Below are 22842 nucleotides of genomic sequence, written 5' to 3'. Positions count from 1 at the left end.
TAAGCTGAACAGTCTTGTTACGTTCTAATTCGTTATCAAATTTTTACCATTGCAATTGTTTTAATCTTTTCGACATACATTTGAACATTATTACACGAAATCCATACTAGCGCCGGTAAGTTTATATTTTGGAGGTTGCTGTACTGGTAAGAATCTTATTAACGTATGAGCTTACAGTCAGACATTCAGTGGCATAAGATCAAAGCCGTCATATTCGATGTAGACGGCACTTTGTATACCCAGTCGAAGCTGCGGCGCCGCATGCTTTATGACCTGCTGATGCACTATGCTCTGCGACCTTGGCAACTTCAGGAACTCCGGATTTTGCAACGTTTTCGGGTCGAGCGTGAAAAACGGCCCGGCGCCGATGAGCCAGACCTAGAGAATGCGCAATACGCCTGGTGTACCGACAACGGCCGCGTTCCGGTCGAGAAAATCAAGCAAGTGGTGAACCGCTGGATGTTCCAGCACCCCAACCAGTACTTGCTCAGCTGTGTATATCCCGGCACGCAGTCTTTTTTCGACGCCCTCCGCCGCCAAGGCATCAAAATAGGCATCTACTCCGACTACAAAGCCCACGACAAGCTAGCCGCCATGGGCCTAACTGCCGACGTGGTGGTCAGCTCCACCGACCCGGAAATTAATCGCCTAAAACCCGCCCCCGACGGTCTGCTTTACGTGGCCGAAAAGCTAGGCCTAGCGCCCAGCGAATGCCTATTCATTGGCGACCGGCCCGAGTTAGATGGCATTTGCGCCGAACGAGCAGGGATGCCTTATCTCATCGTGGATAAGCAGCCCTTCGACCGATTTGATTTTTATCGAAAGCTTGAAGATCAAGCTACTACATCTTTCGTCACAGTATAAACGACCATATGAGCCAATCTTCTGCATTACCCGAAAATGCCGCGGCCGAACCAGCGGTTGCCACCATTCCGGCGGGTCTGAAAGACTACATTGCCATTGCTCGCCCCGATAACTGGGTTAAAAACGTCTTTATGATGCCTGGGGTGCTCTTCGCCCTCCTCATCTACAGTCCGGCTATCGATGCCACCCTGCTCACGAAACTGGTGATGGGCTTGGTAAGTACTTGCTTGGTAGCTTCCGCGAATTACGTCATCAACGAGTACCTCGACGCCGAGTTCGACAAGTTTCACCCGCTCAAGAAGAAGCGGACATCCGTGGTGCGCGTGGTTAGCCCAGCACTCGTGTACACCGAGTGGTTTGCGCTGGCGGCCGTCGGCTTTATTCTGGCGGCACAAATCAGCATGCAGTTTTTGCTGATCTCCGTGTTCTTGCTGTTCATGGGCGTGATGTACAATGTGCGCCCATTCCGCACCAAGGAGCGCGTGTATTTGGACGTACTATCTGAGTCCGTTAACAACCCGATCCGTTTTGCGCTTGGCTGGTTCATTGTGGCGCCTGCGCTATCGGTGAGCACTTTCAGCGGCCTAGCTTTCTTTAATAGCCTCCCTCCTTCCAGCATCATCATTGCCTACTGGATGGGTGGTGCCTTCCTGATGGCGACCAAGCGCTTTGCCGAATATCGCCTGATCAAAGACCCCGAGCTAGCTGGTTTGTATCGTCGCTCGTTTAAGTTCTACACCGAGCACAGCCTGCTGATTTCGATGTTCTTCTACGCGCTTACCTCGGCTTTCTTCCTGGGTATCTTCCTGATTAAGAACCGAATTGAGCTCCTGATCAGCTTCCCCTTCTTCGCCTTGCTGTTCGCGTGGTACCTCAAGATTGGTTTGCTCGAGAACTCGCCTGTGCAGGGCTCCGAGAAACTTTATACGCGCAAGTGGTTCATGCTGTACGTGTTCTTGTTTTGCGCCTTGCTCGTGACGCTGATGTTCGTCGACCTGCCTTTCCTCAGCAACCTTCAGAACGAACCCTATAGCCTGAATAAGAGCTTCTAAAGCCGTTCATTCAGTACTTACGAAAAAGCCCTTTCTCGTCGCATGAGAAAGGGCTTTTTTGTGGGTATTACTCTTACCTAGGGGGTTGCTTTTTGTTACTGCTAGCTTCTAGCAACACAAACCCTTTCCTAAAAAGCCGCCGCAAATTCTTTTGCGAAATCAGCCAACTTCACCTTGCCCATCGCAGGCTTATGCAGCTCGTAATCTTCCCCTAAGCGGCCATTATGAATGCTGGCGTACAGCTCTACAACGCCTGTAGCGACAGGCGCTGGCACGCCATTCTTCTCCAGATTTTCCTGCATCTGCTGGTCGGTGAAAAGCACCCAGGCTAGGTCTGGTTTGCCGATGGCAGCACCTAGCGCGCGTGCGGCTTCGTTGCAGGTGCACTCGTCGCTCGAAACATAGCGTATACGCTGCCCAGTAGCGGCGGCAGTCGTTAGCTCTTCAGCAGCGGCGTCGGCTATATCTCGGGGATGAACCATGGCTACTTTGTCATCACCTCCGTAATTAGCCCCGATGAAGCCCGCTCCTTTTATCATACTGACGAAGCCGTACAGGTTGGTGTAGAAAGAAGTGGGCCGCAAATGCGTTAGTGCTACGTCAGTCAGCTCGTTTAGCAGGCCTTCTACGTGGTGCGAACCTAGGATAGGACCAGTTCCCTTGTCGAGGTGCGCGCCCCAGCTGCTTAGCCCAACTACTCGCTTTACTCCCGTTTGGCGAATGGCATGAACGTAGTTGCTGCCTAGACGCCGGTAGTACGCAATTTGGTCGGCCTCCGTGAAATTGGGCGGTATCATCAGGTACACAGCATCGGCACCAGAAAAGGCGGTGGTTAGAAAAGCAGCATCTTCTACCGAGCCAATAGCGGCGGTAGCGCCCAGTGCTTCAATGGCTTCCTGCTTTTCCGGCTTACTACTAACGACGGTAATGGCGTGGCCTTTTTGTGCTAAGCTTTCAACTAGCGGCTTGCTAATGTTTCCCAAGGATCCTGTTACGACAATTTTCATGAGGTTGCATTCTGATTTGAGTACACAAGTATACTATACTGTATAGTATACTTACAACAACAGGCCGTAAACTATTTTGTTGGAGTTGCTCATTATAGGTCTAGGAATCATCTTAGCGGAGAGCAGAACCAGCAGAAGAACTTATTTTTGCACCGGCTAGCCTATATTCTTAGTGGTGCTTAACCAGCAAGTTTTGCGCTAAGTGGCATGGCCGATAGCCGATTAATCTGCGATTTGTACGTGTGGGCGCCGGAAGGCGGCCAGTGAATTACTCAACCAACTAGATGGCCAAACGCGGTGCCGAGCTTCGGCAACAGATGCTACATGCGGCTAAAGCAGTCTTCTTAAAAGTCGGCTTCGAGCGGGCCTCGATGGATCAAATTGCTGAGCACGCGGGCACGACCAAACGCACGCTCTACGCTCATTTCACTAATAAGGACAACTTATTTCTAGCGGTCTTTGATCTGGTCTTAGACTTACAGCTCGATCACCTAAAATCGCCCGCGGCTTATGCGCATGACACTGAGCAGGCGTTGGTCTTGTTCTGCGCTCGTTTTCTCGAAACGATGTTATCCAGCAAACCACTGCGTTTGTGCCGACTAAGCATCACCGAGGCGGAGCGCTTCCCCCAGGGAGCCGTACGTTTGCACGAGGCGCTTTTTGAGAACGTGCAGGCTCGCATAGCATCGTTCCTGCTCGAACGGTTATCAACGAGCCCGGAAGTAAGCCAACAGCTAGCTCAGAAACTAATGGGTCAGCTGCTGTACCCTCGCTTTACGCGTGCCTTGTTCGGCTTGGTCGAGCCTCAACTCGTGTGGTCAGACAACCTAGGCTCGCGCCCGGCTGTCGACCTAGCTCCTATCCAAAGTATAGTAGCTGCTTTGATAGCCCCAAACGGCACGGCCGCTTAGGCCGCTCTCTCACCTTCAAAGGCTAGGGCAGTTATCAAGTATCACTTTGTATCTCAGCCTCTTCAGAGCCGAGAAGAACTCTACTTAAAAAGGCGTGCCCCTAGTTCCAAACCTAGGGGCACGCGTAAGTAATCCCGTAAAAGCGCCCATTAGTGTGCACCATTTGCCGCAAACGCAGCAGCTAGCTTAGCCTCAAACGCGGACGGCGCCTTTGCTAGCCGGCTGCTTTATTCTGCACTTTTGCCGACGCAGCTTTTAAGGCAGCTAGCGCTCCGTCCGATACGTCGCCGAACAAGGAAACACCTGCCGCGCCATTATTTAGAGCATTTTCGATGCCTTGCTGTACTTCCGTATCGTTCTTGAAATCGGGCAGGAACAACCCAGCATACAGTGGAAACTTACCGTTCAGCGCCTTCACGCCTTCCGCTACGGCTTGCCCGATCCAGGCCACGTTTTCCTTGTAGAACCCGTGGTAGATCATGGGGCACACGGCGCTGATATTCCAGTTGACCCAGTCTTGCTTCACGTTGCGATGGGCAATATCGGGGGTGGGAAAAACGGCAGCGGTGATGGGTTTCTTATATGACTTGGCCACAGCTGTAAGCCGGCGCACCACTTCGTTTACGCGCTGATAACGGAATATCCGCCACGAAGGGCTAGCCTCCGGGTACTGTACGGTATCAATGTCGATGCCGTGTTCAGCTTTGTAGGCGGCTTTGCACACCGGGCAGTAGCAGAAGTCATACTCCGGCAGCTCGCTGGTTTGCACGATCTTATACTTGTCCCACAGGTTCACGGGCAGAATAACGTCGCAGAAGCGCACGTAGTCGAGGTGGATACCGTCGATGTAATCCTTCTTCAGGGCGGCGGCATAATCCTGCTCCAAGTACTTTTTCACTTCCTCCCGGGAAGGGCACAGCCAGCGGTAATAGTTGACGTACGGTGGGTTAGTAGCACAAGAATCGCCCTTGCGGCTGACGGCGTACCACTCGGGGTGTGCTTGTAGCAGGGTCTTTTCGCCGCGGTTCATCGTCCAGATCCAGCGGTGCGCTTCTAGCTTTTGGGCCTTTGCCGCCCGGAAATGCTTTTCACTATCCTGCTCAAAGAAGATTCCGCGGATGCCCGCTTCGTAATACTTTCGGTAGCGCTCCGCTAGCTGTTGCGCTGTATCCTTTTGGTCCGGGTTGATCCATACCCAATGTTTCCAGCCCGTTTTGGGAGCTGCGGCAGGGAGGGCAACCTGAGCTACGGCAGGCAGTACCGAGGCCGAAAGCCCCGTTAGCAAACTGTTCTTAACAAATCGGCGGCGGCTGGTCATGGTGTTAGCGTTTCAAGTAGTCCTTCGTCGTTGATGCGAATAGTGGCCTTGCCCGTGGCCGTAATGGAGGCAGTGAACTGAAGAGGCGTGGCGGCTAGCTGGAGCTGGTTAGCTTGTTTGTCGACGTCAACTTGCGGCGTAATCTTCAATTCGGCGAGTGAGGTGGCATACCGGCCGTTCTTCTCCCGGTACTGCTGCTGGCGATAGTACACCAGCCAGAGGTAACGCTTGCGCAGTTCGGCCGGCGGTAGCTGAAACGTGGTGTTGGCCTGGCGGGTGAACTGCAAGTAGCCCCAGCGTTCCGGATAGTGCATGTTGATGACGCCCTGCGGCGACCAAACCCAGTTGTGCTCGGGTAGGTCTTTGCCCGCCGCATCTCGGAGCTTCGGATTTTTATCGCCCACCACCTTCGTATCCCACTCCACCCGCGAAAAGTTGATGCGCCACAAAGTGCCTTCCGTGGGGGTTTGCAAAGGGAAGCCCATGCGCACCGCTTTCAGCGGAATCGCCATTTCCACGGTCCAGCCCTTGTCTTGGTCCCGCGGCTGATTAAGCGTGCCGTCGATGCTCACCCCCGATTGCAGGCCGGCCACGTCCCAGCTGATCAGGGCGTCTCCTTTATTGCGATACGGTTTGGGTAGGTAGAGGTCAAAGATTTTGTTGATAGCATTGACCTCGACTTCAAAGTACTGGTGCGTGTTATTATCGGGGTCAATAAACACCTCGAAATCATTGTCTTTGTAGATGATGTCGTCGTGGTGCGTTTGCGTAGCCCAGATTTGCGGCTCCTGCATGGTAGCGGCAATGAACAGCGTAGAGTCGTTCCACAGCATCTTCACCCGTGTCTGCAAGCTAGGTAGCGGCTTGGCCGCCCCCTCGATATCAACGAAATCTGTGGTCCAAGCAGCTTTCTGCCAGTCGCTTTCCCGCAGGTTGCCGTCCATAGTCAGAGGCTGACTTGTGTGCTGCACCACATAGCCTTTAGGTGGCGTAAAGAGTGCCTCCAAGCCCTGAAATGCAGTTTGATTTTGGGCGTGGAGCGGCAAGGCTAGCCCCACCAAGCAAAGTAGGCTTCCCCAACTCTTAGCCGACCTAGGGTGCCTCTGCTTCCCCCGACCAGCCACTACTCCTTGCGCCAAATCAGGGCGCACGGCGTGCAACATTGGCGGCAGCCGGAAAAAAGGGAAAGGTTTTTTCATGTACGCTATTTTAATCTGTGAAGTGAGAACACACTTCTGGTTTATGCTTGATGCCTGTCTTTTAAATGGTCTCGTACCGACCAGCCCTATAAAGCAAATGAGGCTTTACCCTAGGCTTGCCTAGAATAAAGCCTCATTGCCTTGATGAGAACCTTCGCTGTTACTTATCCCACCACACGCGCGAGGTCAGCAGGTCGCCGCCGCTCAGGCTCGCTACACCTGAGGCGTAGCCGCTGGGGTTGTTGGAGATTTCCGTTGAAGGATAAACGATGCGGCGTGGAATGGTGCCGTTGGTCACGTTGCCGGGGTAGTTCACGGGCACAAGCTCCGGGTAGCCCGAGCGACGCCAGTTAAACCAGCCTTCGATGAAGCTGAAGGTCGTAGCCGTTTCCAGCCAGTATTGTTCATTGATTTGCTTCAGAGCAGTCGTGGCCAGCAGCGGATGGGTCGTCACGTAGGTTTCGATAGCAGCCGCATCGATGGTAGCGGCGGCATCCATTTGTGCTAAAGATTGCATAGCGCCGCGCAACCCATTGGCATAGTGCGTGGCAGCCGTACCACCCACGCTCCAGCCCCGGGAAGCAGCTTCGGCCAGCAAAAATTCCGTTTCGGCGTAGGTCAGCACGAAGTTCGGGGCGTTCCTTTTGAAGTAGACGTTCACGCGCGGGCGGGAGTAGTTGCCGAGCGGCGCAATATCATCGCCGGTACCCGTTGGCCCCGGATAGTCAGCGCGCTTGCGGATATCAAAAGCACCCGTACCTGTGAGGTCGTAGCCATTAGGCAAACCACGCTGAATGGCGGGGTCCGTGTTGCCGTTTAGTGATTGGTTTGCATTGTTTGCTTTGCCTGCCAGCGGAATCTCAGCAATGGCGCCTAGGCGTGGGTCATTGTTGGCGCGGAGGTAGTCAATCAACGTCTTGCTCCACTTCAATTCCCGGAAGTCGTCGGTCGTTAACAGGGCTCCGCTGGTGGCGTTCTGCGTGTCGCCGTTCGCAGCATCGGTTTTCACGATGGCGTTGTCGGCGGTGCTAGCTAAGGTACCAGCCTTGGCGGCTTTCTCGGTCCAAGTTCTGGCCGTGGCCGGATCAACCTTGGTGAGGCGCATCGCCACCCGTACCATCAGCGAGTAACCTAGCTTTTTCCACTGGGCCACATCGCCTGCATACATCAAGTCACCGGAGGCTTTGGCTCCGGCAGCGTCGAGGCTATTGATTGCCGCTTCCAACTGCGTCAGCAGGGCAGGATAGATATCCTGCTGCTTATCATACTGGGGCGTCACAACGCCCTGCGGAGCTTGCAAGGCTTGGGAGAACGGAATATCGCCGTAAGTATCGGTGATGCGCTGGAATATCATGACCCTCATGATATTGCTGATGGCAATCACGTTGGTGAAGCGGGCAGCACCTTGCGTATTGGCTACGTCAATGGCCTGCTGCAACCGGCTAAGCGCCCGGTAGCCATCGTTGAAGATCAGGGCCTGATAGCCCGTAAACCCACCAGCGTTGACGTACTTGTCGCCGTTGCCGTAGTAGTTGAACGTGCTAGCTATGACTTGGATGGCTGGCCCCGGATACAAGAGCTGCGAGTACCCAGTGTTGGCAAACGTCAGCTGTCCGTCCGTCAGCAGGTAGTTGGGGTTGAGGTTGTCGACCGACGCGGCATTGGGGTTGGTGTTCACCTCATCCAAATGGTCCTCCGAACAGGAAGTACTGAACAGGACGGCAGCAAAGGCTATATAGAAGATCGGCTTTTTCATTGCTCCGATTACTTGAATTTGACGTTGAGAGTAAAGCCGTACGTTCTGGTGAAGGGCAGTGAGCCACCTTCCACGCCGGCGTACGTAACCAAGGGAGAAATTGTATTCTCTGGGTCGATGTTGTCGGTGTGCTTCATGATCGTGAACAGGTTACGACCAACCAACGAGAGCGTCACGGCTTGGAAAGGCGTTCTGGCTAGCACTGCTTGGTTGAGCGTGTACCCGAACGTGAGCTGCCGGAACTTGATGAAGCTGCCATCTAGTACAGATAGCGACGAAATGTTGGTAGCTAGCTGCGGATAATAGGTATAAGCCGGCACCGTGATGTTGTTGACTTCGCCGTTTTCTTTCACACCTTGAACCAGAATGCCAGTTTCGCGGCCTTCCAGCGTCGCTTTGTTCAGGCCGCGCGAAATGGAGTAGTACTCGGTAGCCGACAACACCTTGTTGTTGAACTTATAGTCGATCAGGAAGGACAAGTTGAAGTTCTTGAAGGTCAAATCGTTGTTCCAGCCGCCGTACAAGTTAGCAATACCCGAGCCCATCGGCTTCAAGTCGCCGCGCACCGGTACACCGTTAGCGCCCACAACAATATTGCCGTTCGCATCACGCTTGTAATCGTAGGCCATGATCTGGGCAATGGCTTGCCCTTTTACCACGTCGATAAATGCGTTCATCGGGCGGTAAGTTCCAGTTTGCAAGGGAGGAGGATTGTCCGTTTTGTCGATATCCAGCACCTTGTTGCGCAGCTTGGTGATGTTGAACGACGAAGTCCAGTTGAAACTACCCGTCTTCACCGGCGTTACCGTCAGCATTGCCTCTATCCCCTTGTTCTGGGTCGAACCTAGGTTGACCGAGCGGCTATCAAAGCCAGTGGAAGAAGAAAGGCTGGCCTTCACAATCTCCCCGTTGGTTTTCCGGTTGAAGTAAGCTAGGTCTAAGCCAATTCGGCCATTGAGGAAACGCAGTTCCGTACCGATTTCGTACTCATTCAGGCTGTACGGCTTCAGGTTCGCGTTGGGCAACTGGCTGTCGAAGGAGCTGCGAGCAATCCCGTTGATGTTGTTGTTGATGTTATAGTAGAAGGCCGTTTGGTACGGCTGAGCTGGCTCACCGCTAGTTTCGGCGTACGAAGCCCGCAACTTACCATAGCTCAGTACTGGCGACTGGAGTAGATCGGAGAAGATGAAGCTACCCGATACCGATGGCGTGAAGATGCTGCGGTTGTTGCGCGGCAGCGTCGAGAACTGGTCGTAGCGCCCCGTAGTGCTCAGCGTCAGGAACTTGTAGGTGAAATCGGCGGTGTAGTAAGCCGATGGCGTTTCCAATCGGGTGTACTGGTATTCGGAGTTGCGAGTACGCAAGTTGGAAGGCGAGTACAGGTAAGGCACGATAAACTGACCACCATACAAACGGCTGCTCTCGAAGTTGTTGCGGCGGTAGTTGGCTCCTACGCTAGCATCGATAGAGAAGTCTTCGTTCAGGTTTTTACTGAACGACAGCAAGGCGTCGGTGTTCAGTTCTAGGCGCGAACCTAGGGTCAGGTTTTCTAAGCCGCCTTCGCCGTTAGCCGAATACAGCGTGCCGTAAGGCGTCACGTTGAAGCGCCGGTCGCTGGAGTAATCATAGCCTACGCGGCCCATCAGCGACAGCCAATCCGTAAACGCGTACTTGGCTGAAAGCGAGCTGATCAGACGCTTACGTGAGATGTCATTTTTGAACTGGTTCACTACAAACCAAGGGTTGGTGGCGTAGCTATCCGAGTTCCAAGCCGTTTCCAGACCGTTGTTGTCAGGGTTGTAACCTGGCTTCAGCGTAGCCTGGTCAATGTTGGGGGCCAGGAAGACGATGTTGTTGGCGTTCAAGGGCGAGTCGCTCAAGTACGGCCGGTTCTGGTCTTTCTGGTCGATGTAGCTAGCGGTCAGGTTGAAGCTGAGCTTCTTGGTCAGGTCGTAGCCCGTGTTGAAGTTAACGGTCCGCCGATCAAGGCCGCTGTTGCGCAGAATAGATTTGCTGTCCAGGTTCGACACCGATAAACGGTAGGTGCCTTTGTCGCCACCGCCCGAAATAGCGAGCGTGTTGGTCCAGGAAGGCGCTGTGCGATAGAACTTCTCGATGTTGTTCTTCACCGGCGAGTACGGGTGCAGTTGGCCATCGATGCCTACCGTTGGGGTACCATCCATTTTTTCGCCCCAGGCAGTGTTGCCCGAAATGATAGCTGAAGCGGCGTCTGTGGGCCGTCCGCCTTGGCTACCTTGGCCATAAACGTACTGGAAATCAGTGTTATCAACCGGGCGGTCGAACTGCAAGTTGGTGTTGTACTCAATCGTGGTTTTGCCCTTGATACCGCTTTTGGTCGTGATCTGAATTACGCCGTTGGCGGCACGAGCACCATACAGCGCCGAGGCCGTAGAGCCTTTCAGTACCGTCATGGTTTCGATATCATCGGGGTTGATGTTACTTAAGCCGTCACCTAGATCAGCGCCGCCCCATTCGCCGGCGCTGCCGCGTACCGTGTTATCCATGGGCACACCGTTGATAACGATCAGCGGCGAAGACGTACCGGAGAAAGACGTAACCCCCCGGATGTTCAGGCGAGCGGAGGAACCCGGGCCACCGCTGGTACCACCCACGTTCAGACCCGCTACGCGGCCCGTCAGCGAGTTGGCCACGTTGGTTTCGCGCGCTACGTTTAGGGCTGAGCCCTCTACTTTCGTAACGGCGTAGCCTAGCTTGCGCTCGTCCTTTTTGATACCTAGGGCCGTCACGACTACCTCACCGAGCTGCTTGGTATCGGTGGCCATAATCACGTTGATGGAAGAGCGACCGTTAACCGAGACGGTTTGGCTTACATAGCCAATGTAGGAAAACACCAGCGAGGCATTGCTGGGGGCTTCCAGGGCGTAATTACCGTCTACGTCGGAAGTGGTGCCTTGCGTGGTGCCGCTAACCTGGATGCTTACGCCGATGAGCGGCTCATTATCCGAGCCGGTTATTTTGCCCGACACCTTGCTGGCCTGCGCGTAGCTGTAGCCTTGACAAAGCAGCAAGAGTAAAACAATTAACTGTACAGTTCTTCTTACCATGGTGAGTTGATATAAGGGGATGAAGATGAGTTAATCGGATCGCAAGCCCTGAGGCTTGGAACAAGGCGAACCTTGTTAAGTAGAAATCCTACTTGGTGGGGCAAGTAGGATTTATCCCTTGTCATAGGGCTAGCCTACACAAAGACCGGAAATGAATGAGGAGGTACAGACTTGCGCAGAATTGCTGCTTTTGCCACGTTGTTAAAACGTTTAAACAAGAAGTCGTTTAATCTCACTACAAAAACAAAGTAAGATTTTTCCAATACCTAGCTGAGTAGATGTTTTTAAACATACCGAGTGACGTTTGGTAAAACAAATAAAGTATGAAAACGAATGTGTGCGTACACGCAAAACATCACTAGACTTTCACCGCTGCTGACTATCTGTTTTCACCTATCAAGAAGGGTTTTCATGTGCCTGTTGATCTTCTTTAGAAACTAAACTTTTTCAAGTATCAACACGCAACTACGCTCTACCAAACCACTCTGCCTCACGGCTGACGGATTGTTTATTAAAGAAAACGCTACTTGACTCAGCTTCTGTGGCACGCGCAAGACGACGTTGATTTCTGCTACTTGGTTTAACTGTACTTTAAGAAGCAGTTATCAATGAGTTAATTCAAACGTAATCACCCTTTAGTTACAAACCAAATAAATAAAATAAAAAGTGTGTGTGCACACGCAAATAAATTTCCCGTAAGTGTGCGCACACGCAAATATTTAGTATCTATGTATTCTATCGTTGTACTTTTACAAAGTTTTTATAATAAAACGCAGAATAATCTACTCGATAGGAGCAGCCGTTTGTCAGCAGAATAGCTAGCACAACGCGTAAATTACGCGTGACTCTAGCCTCGAAAAGGTGCTTAGTAGCTCACCTATTGTTACTACTTACTCATTCACTACTCGCCATTCAGTGCACGCTAGCTTACTACCAAACTATAAGGTCTGTCGCCAACGCTGATAAAGAATAAGGATTATGACCGCTAAAATGCAACTTGGACTGCGGCTAGCCGACTATTCTACCAAATAGGTTCTGCCTGAAGCAACCTTCGTTTGCGCCACCAAAGGGAAGACCTAGCTTTCCTTTGGCACGTAGGGCGGCGTTGCCCAGATTTTACACCAGAACCCGTGCTGAACTTGCTCTACCTGCCCGTCGTGGTCTCACATCTTACGATCCAACTTATCACAGTATCTCTTCCACCCACGGCCATCTGTCTTGCGCAACTCTCCGGATGGTCATCCTTTCATTAAGATTGAGTACAGCTATGGGAAAAAACGCGGTACGTATTAAAGATATAGCAGCCAAAGCAAACGTTTCGGTCGGAACGGTAGATCGGGTCATTCATAACCGCGGCCGCGTAGCGGAGGATGTCCGCCAAAAGGTGCTCTCCATGATGAAGGAGCTTGATTACGAGCCCAACATGATTGCCCGCACCCTAGGCTCTAACCGCACTTACCGGCTAGCTGCCCTTCAACCCAACCACACGCTGGACCCCTATTGGCAGGCGCCGTGGGACGGCATCAACAAAGCGGCCCGGGAATTACAGCAATATGGCGTTGAACTGACTATCTACTCGTACGATATGGCCCAAGTAGGATCGTTTCTGGAGCAAGCTGAGCTAGCTACCCAGTCGCGGCCCCATGGCATTCTGATTGCGCCACTGTTTTACCGGGAGTCGTTGCCGTTCTTCGAGCAGTGGCATCAGTTGCAGATTCCGTACGTGCTATTCAACACCGATATAGCCGAGATTAAACCGCTAAGCTACGTAGGCCAAGATTCCTACCAGAGCGGTTTTCTGGCTGGCAAACTGTTGCAGTTCGGGCAATCACAACCAGGTACGTTTCTCATTGCGCACATCGCCGAGGACATTGCCAACTCCGTCCACGTCACGCAAAAGGAACGTGGGTTTCGGGATTATTTCGCCCAGCTTGCCTCCGCTCAACCTAGCACGGCGGCGCAGGGCAGCCCTGAACCTTACACGGTTATTAGCATCGATCTTCCTTACCCAACGGAGCAATCGTTTGCGCATAAGCTCACGCAACTGCTGGATCAGGAGCAAGAGCAGCTACGCGGCATTTTCGTCAGCACCTCCAAGGCGTACGAAATAGCGCCTTACCTGAAGAAGTATCCCCACCACATCCGTTTGGTTGGTTACGACTTGCTGGAAGAAAACATCCACTTCTTGCAAGAAGGAACCATTGACTTCTTGATCAATCAGAACCCGAAAGAGCAGGGCTATTATGGCTTGTACGCCTTGGCCGATCAATTGATCTTCAAGAAAGAAGTGTCCTCCCTGAAGTACTTACCCCTCGATATTATCGCAAAGGAAAATCTACACTACTACGTAGAAAAGTAAAGCCGGCAGGCTAGCTTTTAGAGCTAGCCTGCCGGCTTTGTTAATGTTGGTTACAGAACGTGTACCTAGGTTCTTGCTGCCGACTTATTGCATCACCGACTTGGGCCGGTCGGCTGGCGCAACGCCCCAGGTGGAGCTAGGTTTGCTGCCCATGTCGAACACAAGTTTGCCACCGCGCAGCAGCTCTTGGTGCGTGATGTACGACTTGGTGTAGGGCTTGCCATTCAGCGTAATTTTCTGAATGTACTTGTTCGTTGCGCTGTTGTTCTTGGCTTCAATGGCAAGCGTTTTCCCACCACCTAGGGCTACTGTGGCTTGGGTGACGGATGGGCTACCGAACACGTAAGCGCCGTTGGCGGGGTTGAGCGGGTAGAAACCTAGGGTCGAGAAGACGTGCCAGGCCGACATCTGCCCCACGTCTTCGTTGCCGATGATGCCGTCGGGCTTGGTGGTGTAGAAGTTCTCGGTGATGAAGCGCACCTGGTCGGCCGTTTTCCAGGGCTGGCCCACGTAGCTATACATATAGCTGATGTGGTGGCTTGGCTCGTTGCCGTGGGCGTACATGCCGATGAGGCCCGAAATGTCGTTGGAAGCTTCCTCGCCCATGTCGCCCTTCACCACAAAGAGTGAATCCAGCTTTTGGCTGAAACGCTTCTCGCCCCCAAGCAACCCAATCAGGCCTTCTACGTCTTGCGGCACGAGCCAGGTGTATTGCCAGGGGTTGCCCTCTGTGAAGTCGCTCTTCATGTGCTTGGAGAAGAACGGGTTGAAGGGCGTACGCCACTCCGTCTGCGAAACGCGGCCGCGCATAAAGCCCACCTTTTTGTCGAAGTAGTTTTCGTAGTTTTTAGCGCGCTTGCTGAAGTAGGCGTAATCTTCCGTCTTGCCCATCTTCTTGGCCATTTGGGCAATGCACCAATCGTCGATGGCGTATTCTAAGCCCTTCGACACGCTCTCGACTTCGCTATTAGCCGGGATAAAACCTAGCTCTCTCACTGCTTTCAGGCCTGGCTCGTCGCGCATCGCAGTAGTCTTCATAGCCTCATAGGCTAGGTTAGCGTCGAAACCCTTAAAGCCTTTCAAGTAGGCATCGGCCACCACCGGCACGGCGCTGTAGCCCACCATGCAGTTGGTTTCGTTGCCCATCAGGTGCCACACCGGGAGCTTGCCTTGCTGCTGGTAAATAGCGAGCATGGTGCTCACCATATCGTTGACGCGCTCGGGCTGTAGGATCGTAAACAGCGGGTGTGCTGCCCGATAGGTATCCCAGAGGGAGAACGTAGTCAGGTTAGTAAAGCCTGCGTTTTTGTGCACTTGCTTGTCGGTGCCCCAGTAGTCGCCGTTGTGGTCGTTGAAGACCGACGGCGCAATCATGGTGTGGTAGAGGGCCGTGTAGAAGGTCGTTAAGCGAGCTTTATCGTTGGCTTGAATGCGCACTTTTTGCAGCTCCTTGTTCCAGGAAGCATCAGCTTGCGCCACGGTCTTGTTGAAGTTCCAGTGCGGAACCTCGGCCTTGATGTTAGCAAGGGCATTGTCGGTGCTCACGGGGGAAATACCCACCTTCAGCTTCACCTTCTCGCCCGCTTTGGTGGCGAAGGTGACTACGCCCCGTATGCGGTTGCCCGTAGCGGCGGGCGTGGTGTTGCCCAACGAATCCGTCACCTGCACGCTGGTGAAGTTGCGGATAGGCTTCGAAAATACCGCCGCAAAGTACAGGCGCTGATCCACAGCCCACCCCTTGGAATAGCGGTAGCCCACCAGGGTGCTGTCGTTCAGTTTCTCTAGGTGGGTGTTCGTGGCTAGGTCCCAGCCGATACCTTCTTGCAAATCGACGATGAGGTGCGCTTCGTCGGACTTAGGAAAAGTATATTGATGAAAGCCAACGCGCTCGGTAGTAGTCAGTTCGGCCTTGATGTCGTAGCGCTTCAACCGCACGGCGTAATAACCCGGCTTTACTTGTTCTTCCTTGTGGGAGAAAAACGAGAAAAAGCCTTTATCCGGGTTCTTCAACGTGCCTTTAATAACCTTGACTGGGCCCGTCGTGGGCATAACCGAAATATCGCCTAGGTCACCGATACCAGTCCCACTCAAGTGCGTGTGTGAGAAGCCGATAATTGTAGAATCGGAGTAGTGGTAGCCGGAGCACCAGTCCCACCCTTCCGAGATATTCATCGGCCCTAGCTGCACCGCCCCAAAGGGGACGTTGGCACCCAGAAAAACGTGCCCGTGAAAGCCCGTACCGATGTACGGATCAACGTATTGGGTAAGGCTAGGCGCTTTGCTCGGGGCAGCAACTTTTTGAGCCGAACAGGTCATTGACGCGGTAAGGCTACCGACCAGCGCGGTTGCAGGAATAATAAACTTGGAAAGGTGAGGCTTCATGAAGATGGCTTCCTTAAGCAATAAAATGGGTGGGGAACTGGCGTTGTCGAAATGAAAGCTAGGTAGTTGCAGAAACGCTGCTAGTGCTTCAGCCAACTAGCGGGCACGGGTTGGGGGGCGCTACCATCTTTGCTGTATTGGAGCAGGAGGGTGTAGCCTCCCCCACCCTCCACAAAATCGAGGGCTATCGGCTGAAGGCCTTTGGCTAGGGCCACCTGCCCGTTCTTTTCGATGGCCGAATGCAGGCCGTCGTTGTCGACCACCATGCGGTCGGCAATGCGCAGCGTGCCGCCGTCGTCGCAAGTTAGGTAGAAGGTGTAAATGCCGGTTTCGGGAATAGCTAGGTAGCCGCGGAACTGCACGCCAAACTTATCGGCCTTGGCTTGCTCGGGCACGGCCACTGTCTGCACAATGGCGCTGCCTTTGGCCGTAGCCTCCTGTATGCGGGCGGCCGTTTTGAAGTAGCCATCAAAGTAGGTGGCTTTCAGGCCGGCCTCCGTTGCGGTGGCGCGGGCCGGCTCGGCGTAGCTCTGCTGCTTGTAGTTGATGGCGTAGGTGTCGCCTTTCAATCCTTCCGGCGTGAAGGCGGCTAGCTTCACCTTCGTAGGCTGATTGATCGGCAGCGACTTCGCCAGCACCGGCGACGCGGCCGTGGGGTTGCTGCCGTCGGTGGTGTAGTGGATGATCAGGTTATTCAGTGGTTTCTCTACCGTCAGATTGGTGCTGGTGGCGAACACGCTTTCTTCCGCAAAACCCGCTAGGTCGGGCACGCGGTAGAGCACGTTGAGCTGGGCCAACCTAGGGTAGTGCTGCTTGAGCCGTTGCAGGTAAGAAGCGTAACTGGGCTTGTTCGTCCAGACTACTTCGGCCAGGGCGGTCATGCGGGGCATCACCATGTAGTCGGCGCGGTTTTCGGAGGGGACTTGCTCAGTCCAGAGGTTGGCCTGTGCCCCTAGGATGGCCTTGCCCGCTTCCGGACCTAGGCCCTTGGGCGTGGGCTCGAAGTGGTAGACTTTGTCAATCGAGTTCTTGTCGGGCAGGTAGTCGAAGTACAACGGGTTGTTCGTGGTCATAATGACCTGGTTACCGTTGCGAGCGGCGCGGGCGGGCGCATCGGGCACCCAGCTGCGCCAGTACATTACAGTGGCCGAAGCATCCACGCCGCCTTCAAGCACCTCATCCCACCCGATCATCTTCTTGCCCTTCGATTGCAGAAACTTCTCAATCCGGCGGACGAAATAGCTCTGCAACTCATTGACGTTCTTGGGTCCTTCCTTCTGCATCAGTTCGGTGCAGGCGCCGGCTTGGGCCCAGGTGGTTTTCTCCACCTCATCGGCCCCGATGTGGATGTACTTGCTTGGAAACAAGGCCGCTACTTCGCTCAGCACGTTTTGAGCAAACTCGTAGGTGCTTTCGTTGCAGGGGCACAGCGGCACGGAAAACTCCTTGCCCCAACTCGCGCTACCCGTGCAGCTCAGAAACGGATACGCGTTGATGGCCGCCATCATGTGGCCGGGCATATCGACCTCCGGAATGATTTCGATGTGCCGAGCCGCGGCGAAGGCAATGATGTCCTTCATCTGCTGCTGGGTGTAGAAGCCGCCATACTCCGTGTGACCGTTGCGCTGCCGCAGGTGCTTCGGGTCCAACGCTAGGTCGGGGTTGTCCTTCGACTTTCGGATGCAGCTAGAATCCTGGTTGTTGAAAGTGCGCCACGCGCCTTTGGCCGTCAGGTCGGGGTACTTCTTGACTTCGAGGCGCCAGCCCTGGTCGTCGGTGAGGTGCAGGTGCAGCTTGTTGAACTTGTAGAGGGCGAGCAGGTCGAGGTACTTCTTCAGGTAGTCGGTCGAGAAGAAGTGGCGGGCCACATCCAGGTGCATACCGCGCCAAGAGTAGGCGGGCTGATCCTGAATCTGCAAGGCCGGCAGACTAAGCGACGCCGTGCCTTTCCGCGCTTTCTCAATAGTGGCGGGCAGTAGTTGCCGCACCGTCTGCACGGCCCGGAACATGCCCGCTGGCTCCTTTGCGGTTAGGGTTACCTGCTGGGGCGTAATGGTTAGGCGGTAGGCTTCCGGGGCGGTTATCGACTTATCGTAGACGAACACGATTGTGTTGGCCGCCGCTTGCGGAGCTTTCTTCAGGGGCTGCCCTAGGCCATTCGTCAACAGCGCTTGCAACTGCTCAGCCTCCCGTTCAAACAGCTTGGCCTCGCCAGGCAAAGCTAGCTTGGTGGCATTCGTGATGGGGAAGCTCCCACTCGCCGGCACCAAGGACGCAGGATACGGAATCAGCGCGTACCGCTCGGGGGCAGTTTGCGCCACTGATACGCGAGTAAAGAGCAGAGCAAGGAGTAAGCAGAAAAGCGTTTTGGTTGGCAACGTTAGCTTCGTTAAGCGGTGAAGAAACTAAGTATTTGATTCTACAGAAGGAACCGTCCTGCTGTGCTGTCGCAGCCTCTCTCCTGCTTCGTGTTCAGTGTAGAGACGCAACACTTTGCGTCTCCGCGTTGCTGATGTTGTTTGCCTAGGTTGTTCTAGCATCAGTCGTTCAACGAGGAGACGCGAAGTATTGCGTCTCTACATCGTTCTAGTGTCTGCAACAAAGCGGGAGAGACGCTTGGCTTACGCTTTCCTCCGGTTCGACCAGCGCAGTAGGACGTTCTTGATTCTTCCTATCTAGGTATTCTAGTTGCTGCTTGCTACGGGCAGCAACTGTTTCTCCACGTTCCAGCCTTCCACCGAAACCACGGGCGCCGTCACGTCGGAGGTGGGCGTGTAGTCCATCACCACCGTTTTGCTCTCACCGGGCAGCACCGACACGTAATTGTCGGTGTAGAACACGGGCAGGATGCGCTTCTGCGTTTTGGGGTTCACCAGGGCGAGGCGGTTGAAGAAAGCCACAGGGGCGTTGGCCGGATTGGTCAACGTCACTTCGATCTTGTCTTTGGCGGTTTGCTTGGTGGTTACTTTCACCGCCGTCTTTGCCATGCCTTTCAGCCCCGAGTACTCGCCTTTTGCGTCAGAAAGCCAGTAGAAGTTGTTGCTGATAACCTTCTTGTTGAAGTCCTGCAATTGCAGCGAGAGGAACATGCCTTTTTCTTTAGCCATCTGCCGCACCACGGCATTCACGGGTAAGTATTTCTTCGACATCGACGGGTTGATTTCCACGATTACCTGCGTCACGTTGGTCTTCTTGCCGGCCATGTCGTAGGCGTCGACTACTAGCATCATGTCGCGCTTCACCTCAAAGGTGTTGTTGGTAATCATCACCATCGTATCCACGGGGTTGTACATCACGTGGAGCGGTTCGCTGCCGTTGCGCAGGCCGTAGAGGCAGGCGTTGGGGTCGAGGTAGTAGTCGTACATCTGGCCGCGCATGGCTGTCCAGGGGTTTTGGGTTTTCCAGATGATGCTGCCCGTGTACCACTCCCACATGTGCGAGCTGAAGCCTTCCATGAGCGCGCGGTACTGGTCGTAGTTCACGAGTTGGGCTTTCAGGCCAAAGTCGCGGGCGTCTTTGGGGGCGCCGTAGGGCAGCAGGTACTGCTCGTAGCCGATGTAAGTGTGATAATCCCACACCGAATCCACCTTCTCGGTGGGCTTGCTTTTCGGACCTAGGTACTTCGGGGGCACCATGTTGGCGGCCGGCAGAAAGCGCTCCAGCGACTCGTAGTCGCCCACGCCCACTGAGCCCACCTCCGAGTTGAAGGGGTACGTGCGGTGCGCCCAGAAGCGGCTAATTGGCTGGATGCCATACGGTCCGTCGCCGTTGCCGCCCTGGTTGTTGTAGGACATGCTGTCGGAGTTGGAGTAGGGCACAAACCACCGCGTGCCGTCGAGCTTGGGCAGAATGGAATCTTGCAGCGCCGTCAGAATGTCTTTCGGGGGCGTGATTTCGTTGCCACCGCACCACATACCGAGGGAAGCGTAATTGCGCACCATCTTCACTTGGTCGGCGGCCGACTCGATAAACAAGCGGTGGTCGTTGGGATACTGGCGGCGGGTCCACTGGTCTTCCAGCTTCATAGGGTCCACCCAGCGGCCGTTGGCGTCGCCCGACATCCAGAAGTCTTGCATTACCAGCATGCCGTACTTGTCGCAGGCTTGGTAGAACTCGGGCCGCTCGACGAGGGCGCCGCCCCACACCCGAATCAGGTTCAGGTTCATGTCGCGGTGGAAGCGGATTTCGGCGTCGTAGCGCGCGTCTGTGAAGCGCAGCATGGCATCCGAAATAATCCAGTTGCCGCCCTTGATGAAGATCTTCTGCCCGTTCAAATGCACCTGCATGCTCTGGGTGGTGGCGTTCCACTTGGTCTGGATTTCCCGCACGCCCACCTGCACGTCTTCCTCATCCGACACCGTTTTGCCCACCAAAAACTGCATTTTCAGCTGGTACAGGTTCTGCGGACCGTAGCCGTTCGGCCACCACAGCTTCGGGTTTTGCAAGGCTAGCTTTTCCAGGCTTACCTGCTGGGTAGAGTTGGCTGGCAGCGTTACTTTCTGCGAGACTTTCTGGCCGTCGAGGGTGTATTGCAGCACGCCCGATACCTTCTTGGCAGTTGGGTTTTCGAGCTCGGCGGTTACCTCGATGGTGGCCGGTGCTTGCGGACCTTCGGGCTTGCGCACGCCGGGCACGCGGGTTACCACGTGCGGGTTCTTCACATTGACCTGCTTGGTCTTCTCAATGGTCACCTTGTCCCAGATGCCGGTGTTCCGGTCGCGGATGGGCCGAATCCAGTCCCAGCCGGCCACGTATTGGTGCGACACGCCCCTTGCGATGGTACCGTCGCCACCCTGGCCGCCGTTAGGGTTGCCCACGGGGTCGGGCGGATACACCACCACGGCCAGGCGGTTGTTGCCGTCCTTGGCTAGGTAGGGCGTGATGTTGTAGGTCTGGCGCAAGAACATGCCGTGGTGCGTTTTCTTGTTAAGCTTTTGCCCGTTCAAGAATACCTCACAACTGTAGTTTACGCCCCGCAGGTGCAGCCACACTTGGTCGTCGCCGGCGGCTTTCGCCTCCTTGAAATCTTTGACAAACCAGTAAGTGTAGTAGTCGCGGCCGGTTTTGTAGATGTCAGGGATGCGGTTGTTGTTCATCCCGAAGAAAGGATCGGGCACCTGCTTGTTTTCGAGCTGCGTGGTGAGCACCGTGCCGGGCACGACGGCGGGCGCCCAATCGGTGGTAGCAAAAGACGACTGCGAAATGGCTTGGCCGTCGGCTTTTACGTTCGCAATAGGTGTGGCCTTCCAGCCGGAGTTAAGCTCGTAGCGTTGCTGCGCCGCCAACGGACTAGCGAGCCCTAAAGCCAGCAGCAGGAGTCGATACTTCTTCATTCGAAAGAACTCAGGAACAGTTTAAAGTAGCGCAGACTTTGTAGTCCGCGCCGGCTTGGTGATTAGTGCATGTTTAATAGAAAGCGCGGACTACCGAGTCCGCGCTACAGGAACCTAGCTCCGTGCTTTGTGCCCCGCCATACCGTAATACAGGATGAACAGGTAGCAGGGAATGACCAGCCAATAAGCTTGTTGCGGCGTGAACTGGTCGGCCAGCCAGCCGTACATCGGCGGCAGCACCGCGCCCCCCGCAATAGCCATGATGAGAAAGGACGAGCCAATCTTGGTGAAGCGACCTAGGCCTTCAATAGCAAGCGGCCAGATAGCAGGGAAAATGAGCGAGTTGGCGAGTCCCAGCAGCGAAATGAATAGCACCGATGTGTACCCGTTGGTGAACAGGGCGCCTAGGGCAAAAAGCACCCCCGCTACGGCAAATACTTGTAGCGCCTTTTCCTGAGAAATGAGCTTCGGAATGGCCACAATACCAATCAGGTACCCTAGGATCATGGCGCCCATGGTGCAGGCCGTAAAGAACTTAGCCGTAGATAGCGCAATGCCTTGCGCGGCCCCGTAGCTGATGATGGTGTCGCCGGCAATTACTTCCACGCCCACGTAGAAGAACATGGCCAGCGCCCCGAGCAGCAAGTGCGGAAACTGAAGCACGCTGGTCTTGCCGGTGTTAGCAGCGGCTACCGCCTCGTCTTCGTGGTCGGTGTCGATTTCGGGCAGCGAGGAGAAGTAGATCAGCACGGCCAGCAGCACCAGCACCCCAAGCATAATCAGGTAGGGCGTCACGACGCGCGAAGCAAGGGCATCTAGCTCGGCGGCCTTCGCGGCAGCATCCATGGTGCCGAGGCGCTTGATGAGGGCATCAGCATCTTTCAACGCAATAGCACCGAGGGCAATCGGCGCCAGCGCGCCAGCTACCTTGTTGCAAATGCCCATCACGCTGATGCGCTTGGCGGCACTTTCGCGCGGACCTAGGATGGTGATGTAGGGGTTAGCGGCCGTTTGCAATACCGCTAGGCCGGTGCCTTGCACAAACAGACCTAGCAGAAACAACCCGTACGTGCGGGTCAGCGCGGCCGGAATAAAGATGAGCGCCCCCACGGCCATAACCAGCAGTCCCAACGACATGCCGTTCTTGAACCCCGTAGCTTTCAGCACCCACGCCGACGGAATGGCCATCACCAAGTAGCTGATGTAGAAGGCAAACGCCACCAAGTACGACTCGAAGTTGTTGAGCTCGCACGCAATTCGGAGGTAAGGAATCAGAACGGAGTTCAGCCAGGTTACAAAGCCGAAGATGAAGAACAGCGCTCCGATGATCACAATCGATCGGCCCGTTTGCGTCGTGGCCGTTGGCGCGGGCGAGGTAGCGTTAGCCGTGGTAGCTACTTTGGTCATTCTGTGTAAGTTAAAATGGAGCTAGGGTACGCTTGATAAGTTGAACAGAAGCGTCTGTCCCGTTATTGGGTGTAGAGACGTGACCCTGCGCGTCTCCTCGTTGCTGCTACTATTTACCTAGGTCTTCCTAGATGGACTCGTCCAACGACGCGACGCGCAGGGTCGCGT

13 protein-coding genes are annotated in these 22842 nt (G+C 54.6%); 4 read left to right on the top strand and 9 right to left on the bottom strand.

The window, feature by feature from the left end:
- Nucleotides 1-165: 165 nt before the first annotated feature.
- Together BXP70_RS10720 and BXP70_RS10715 are read left to right on the top strand one after the other, a co-directional pair.
- Nucleotides 166-864, top strand: a complete 699-nt coding sequence (locus tag BXP70_RS10720; RefSeq protein ID WP_086594060.1) for an HAD family hydrolase — start codon at nucleotides 166-168, stop codon at nucleotides 862-864.
- A gap of 8 nt (nucleotides 865-872) precedes the next feature.
- Nucleotides 873-1916, top strand: a complete 1044-nt coding sequence (locus BXP70_RS10715) for a UbiA family prenyltransferase (protein ID WP_086594059.1) — start codon at nucleotides 873-875, stop codon at nucleotides 1914-1916.
- Between the two features lie 128 nt (nucleotides 1917-2044).
- Here the strand turns inward: BXP70_RS10715 and BXP70_RS10710 are convergent, their stop codons facing one another.
- Nucleotides 2045-2923, bottom strand: a complete 879-nt coding sequence (locus BXP70_RS10710; RefSeq protein ID WP_086594058.1) for an NmrA family NAD(P)-binding protein — start codon at nucleotides 2921-2923, stop codon at nucleotides 2045-2047.
- Nucleotides 2924-3207: 284 nt separating this feature from the next.
- On the opposite strand from BXP70_RS10710, the gene BXP70_RS10705 reads away from it, so the two are divergent.
- On the top strand, nucleotides 3208-3834 hold the full coding sequence (locus tag BXP70_RS10705; protein ID WP_086594057.1) for a TetR/AcrR family transcriptional regulator: 627 nt from the start codon (nucleotides 3208-3210) through the stop codon (nucleotides 3832-3834).
- Between the two features lie 214 nt (nucleotides 3835-4048).
- On the opposite strand, the gene BXP70_RS10700 is transcribed toward BXP70_RS10705, so the two are convergent.
- From BXP70_RS10700 to BXP70_RS10685, 4 genes are all read right to left on the bottom strand, one after another.
- Nucleotides 4049-5152: a family 10 glycosylhydrolase gene (locus tag BXP70_RS10700; RefSeq protein WP_086594056.1), complete on the bottom strand. Its 1104-nt coding sequence runs from the start codon at nucleotides 5150-5152 to the stop codon at nucleotides 4049-4051.
- A complete protein-coding gene (locus tag BXP70_RS10695) occupies nucleotides 5149-6351 on the bottom strand; it encodes a carbohydrate-binding family 9-like protein (RefSeq protein ID WP_086594055.1) in 1203 nt (400 codons plus the stop codon). Before BXP70_RS10695 ends, BXP70_RS10700 begins: the two co-directional genes overlap by 4 nt.
- A 160-nt stretch (nucleotides 6352-6511) precedes the next feature.
- On the bottom strand, nucleotides 6512-8107 hold the full coding sequence (locus BXP70_RS10690) for a SusD/RagB family nutrient-binding outer membrane lipoprotein (protein ID WP_086594054.1): 1596 nt from the start codon (nucleotides 8105-8107) through the stop codon (nucleotides 6512-6514).
- A gap of 8 nt (nucleotides 8108-8115) precedes the next feature.
- A complete protein-coding gene (locus BXP70_RS10685; protein WP_086594053.1) occupies nucleotides 8116-11193 on the bottom strand; it encodes a SusC/RagA family TonB-linked outer membrane protein in 3078 nt (1025 codons plus the stop codon).
- A 1267-nt stretch (nucleotides 11194-12460) separates the two neighbouring features.
- Between BXP70_RS10685 and BXP70_RS10680 the strand changes: the two genes are divergently transcribed.
- A complete protein-coding gene (locus tag BXP70_RS10680) occupies nucleotides 12461-13552 on the top strand; it encodes a LacI family DNA-binding transcriptional regulator (protein WP_086594052.1) in 1092 nt (363 codons plus the stop codon).
- Nucleotides 13553-13636: 84 nt separating this feature from the next.
- Here the strand turns inward: BXP70_RS10680 and BXP70_RS10675 are convergent, their stop codons facing one another.
- The 4 genes from BXP70_RS10675 to BXP70_RS10660 form a co-directional block, all read right to left on the bottom strand.
- The gene (locus tag BXP70_RS10675) at nucleotides 13637-16030 is read right to left on the bottom strand and encodes a GH92 family glycosyl hydrolase (RefSeq protein ID WP_245849596.1); all 2394 of its coding nucleotides are present in this window, start codon (nucleotides 16028-16030) and stop codon (nucleotides 13637-13639) included.
- Entirely contained in the window at nucleotides 16015-18255 is a 2241-nt protein-coding gene (locus tag BXP70_RS10670) for a family 20 glycosylhydrolase (protein WP_245849595.1), read from the bottom strand. The genes BXP70_RS10675 and BXP70_RS10670 overlap by 16 nt, the downstream gene beginning before the upstream one ends.
- Nucleotides 18256-18618: 363 nt before the next feature.
- Nucleotides 18619-21267, bottom strand: a complete 2649-nt coding sequence (locus tag BXP70_RS10665) for a glycoside hydrolase family 2 protein (protein ID WP_086594050.1) — start codon at nucleotides 21265-21267, stop codon at nucleotides 18619-18621.
- 114 nt (nucleotides 21268-21381) lie between these two features.
- Complete coding sequence (locus tag BXP70_RS10660; protein ID WP_086594049.1) at nucleotides 21382-22674, bottom strand: sugar MFS transporter; 1293 nt, start codon at nucleotides 22672-22674, stop codon at nucleotides 21382-21384.
- Nucleotides 22675-22842 lie beyond the last annotated feature (168 nt).

This window comes from Hymenobacter crusticola (assembly GCF_002154225.1).
GTDB lineage: Bacteria > Bacteroidota > Bacteroidia > Cytophagales > Hymenobacteraceae > Hymenobacter > Hymenobacter crusticola.
This window is presented reverse-complemented; position numbering and strand designations above follow the sequence as displayed.

Coding starts and splice junctions, on each gene's coding strand:
- BXP70_RS10695 (WP_086594055.1), bottom strand. CDS start 6,351: ATGAAAAAACCTTTCCCTTTTTTCCGGCTGCCGCCAATGTTGCACGCC.
- BXP70_RS10720 (WP_086594060.1), top strand. CDS start 166: ATGAGCTTACAGTCAGACATTCAGTGGCATAAGATCAAAGCCGTCATA.
- BXP70_RS10700 (WP_086594056.1), bottom strand. CDS start 5,152: ATGACCAGCCGCCGCCGATTTGTTAAGAACAGTTTGCTAACGGGGCTT.
- BXP70_RS10705 (WP_086594057.1), top strand. CDS start 3,208: ATGGCCAAACGCGGTGCCGAGCTTCGGCAACAGATGCTACATGCGGCT.
- BXP70_RS10685 (WP_086594053.1), bottom strand. CDS start 11,193: ATGGTAAGAAGAACTGTACAGTTAATTGTTTTACTCTTGCTGCTTTGT.
- BXP70_RS10660 (WP_086594049.1), bottom strand. CDS start 22,674: ATGACCAAAGTAGCTACCACGGCTAACGCTACCTCGCCCGCGCCAACG.
- BXP70_RS10690 (WP_086594054.1), bottom strand. CDS start 8,107: ATGAAAAAGCCGATCTTCTATATAGCCTTTGCTGCCGTCCTGTTCAGT.
- BXP70_RS10715 (WP_086594059.1), top strand. CDS start 873: ATGAGCCAATCTTCTGCATTACCCGAAAATGCCGCGGCCGAACCAGCG.
- BXP70_RS10665 (WP_086594050.1), bottom strand. CDS start 21,267: ATGAAGAAGTATCGACTCCTGCTGCTGGCTTTAGGGCTCGCTAGTCCG.
- BXP70_RS10710 (WP_086594058.1), bottom strand. CDS start 2,923: ATGAAAATTGTCGTAACAGGATCCTTGGGAAACATTAGCAAGCCGCTA.
- BXP70_RS10680 (WP_086594052.1), top strand. CDS start 12,461: ATGGGAAAAAACGCGGTACGTATTAAAGATATAGCAGCCAAAGCAAAC.